We start from the raw sequence: 2,426 nt of genomic DNA, 5'->3' as shown, positions 1-2,426 counted from the left end.
GGGCGTGATCAAGATGGTGATGGCGATGCGGCACGGCGTTCTGCCGGGGACCCTTCACGTCGATGCGCCGTCACCCCACGTCGACTGGGCGTCGGGCGCGGTGGAACTGCTGACGGAGGCCCGCGACTGGCCCGAGACCGGGCGGCCACGCCGGTCCGCGGTGTCCTCGTTCGGGGTCAGCGGTACGAACGCCCACGTCATCCTGGAGCACGTCCCCGAGGCCGGCCGGGTAAGCGAACGCGACGGGGACGCGGGCGGCGGACAGGGGACCCTGCCCCTCCTGGTCTCCGCGCGCGGGGGCCGGGCCCTCGCCGCCCAGGCCGCACGCCTCGCGGAGCATCTCGCGAACCGTCCGCGACTCGAACTCGGCGACGTCGCGCACGCGCTGGCGACCACCCGGGCCGCGCTGGAACAGCGGGCCGTCGTCGTGGCCGACGACGTCGAAGAGGCACGGGCCGCCCTGGAGGCGCTGGCCGCCGGCCGGCCCACGACGTCCGTCGTCTCGGGCAGCGCCGACACCGAGGGCAAGGTGGTCTTCGTACTGCCCGGCCAGGGTTCCCAGTGGGCCGGGATGGGTGCCGAACTGCTCGACGTGTCACCGGCGTTCGCCCAGCACATGGCCCTGTGCGCGGAGGCCCTCGCACCGCACGTCGACTGGTCGCTGACCGATGTGGTCCGGCAGGTTCCCGGGGCACCCACGCTCGACCGGGTCGACGTCGTCCAGCCGGTGTCGTTCGCCGTCATGGTCTCGCTCGCGCAGGTATGGAGGTCCCACGGCGTCGAGCCCGACGCGGTCGTCGGTCACTCGCAGGGGGAGATCGCCGCGGCCTGCATCGCCGGAGCGCTCTCCCTGCCGGACGCCGCCCGGGTCGTGGCGCTGCGCAGTCGTGCCATCGCCCAGCACCTGGCCGGCCGGGGCGGCATGATGTCGGTCGCCCTGTCCGCCGAAGAGGCGGGCCGATGGCTGGACCGCACCTCGGACGGGGAACACCTGTCACTCGCGGCCGTCAACGGGCCGTCGTCCGTGGTCGTCGCCGGAGCACCCGAGGCACTGGACGCCATGGCCGGCGAACTGACGTCCGAGGGCGTCCGGGTCCGCAGGATCCCCGTGGACTACGCCTCCCACTCCGCGCACGTCGAGCGCATCGAGGCGGAACTCGCGAGCGCACTGGCCCCGATCGGCCCCCGCCGCTCGGACGTCCCCTTCTACTCCACCGTCCACAACCGATGGATGGACACGCGAGAGCTGAACGCGGAGTACTGGTACCGCAACCTCCGTGGGACCGTACGGATGGAGGAGGCGGTACGAGCCCTCCTGGCGCAGGGCTTCGGCTTCTTCGTGGAAGTCAGCTCGCACCCCGTTCTGGTACCGGCGGTACAGGCCACCGCCGAGGACACGGGCGGCGGCGCCGTCACCGTCGTCGGCACCCTGCGCCGGGACGACGGAGGCACACGGCGACTGCTGACCTCGCTCGCCGGGGCCTGGGTGCGTGGCCTGGCCGTCGACTGGCCCACCCCGTCCGCACGTGCGGACGCCGACCTGCCCACCTACGCGTTCCAGCGCCGCCGCTTCTGGCTCCAGGCCCCTTCGGACCGGAACGCCCACGGCGCGGGTGCGCCGGCGGATCCCGTGGAGGCGTCGTTCTGGAAGGCCGTCGACAGCGGGGACCTGGAGGGCCTGGCCACTTCCCTGACGGCGGGTGGCCGGGCGGACGCCGACGCGTTCGGCGCCGACGCGCTGCCGGTGCTGGCCGACTGGCGTCGGCGGTACCGCGAGAGGTCCGCCGGCGACACCTGGCGTTACCGGGTGACCTGGAAACGTCTGGCCGGCACGGGCCGTGACGAACTGCCCGGCAGATGGCTCGTGATGATGCCCGCGGCGTCCGACGCCACCGGCGGACGTGCCCACGGCGTCCTCGACGGGCTGCGCGCCCGTGGCTCCGAGTGCGTACGCATGGAGGTGAGCGCCCGGGGCACCGACACGGCCGAGCTCGCCGCACGCATCCGGGAGGAAGCCGGGCAGCCCGGCGGGATCAGCGGCGTGCTGTCCCTGCTGGCCTTCGACGAACGGCCCGTGGCGGGAGCGATGTGTATAAGAGACAGAGTCTGGGCGCTCACATGCGGTGCGGTCGCGACGGGCCCCGGCAGCCCGGAACCCAGCCCTGCGCAGGCGATGGTGTGGGGACTCGGCCGAGTCGTCGCACTGGAACTGCCGCGCCGCTGGGGCGGGTTGGTGGATCTGCCCGACACCCTCGACGACCGGGCGATGGCCCGGCTGACCACCGCGCTGAGCGCTCCCGACGGCGAGGACCAACTGGCCGTCCGTCCGACCGGGGTCTTCGCCCGCCGCCTCGTGCCGGCACCCACGGCCGGTGCTCCCGCCACCCGCCGCTGGAAGCCCCGCGGCACCTGTCTCTTATACACAT

At 73.7% G+C, this 2,426-nt stretch carries 1 protein-coding gene; it reads left to right on the top strand.

Annotation, left to right across the window (positions count from 1 at the left end):
- The coding region (locus IH13_RS38960; protein ID WP_158791424.1) for an acyltransferase domain-containing protein at positions 1–2,426 on the top strand (2,426 nt) is incomplete at both ends.

Source organism: Streptomyces sp. NRRL WC-3549, from assembly GCF_000721935.1.
GTDB lineage: Bacteria > Actinomycetota > Actinomycetes > Streptomycetales > Streptomycetaceae > Streptomyces.
Note: the sequence above shows the minus strand (reverse complement) of the source record. Positions and strands in the feature narration are given on the sequence as shown.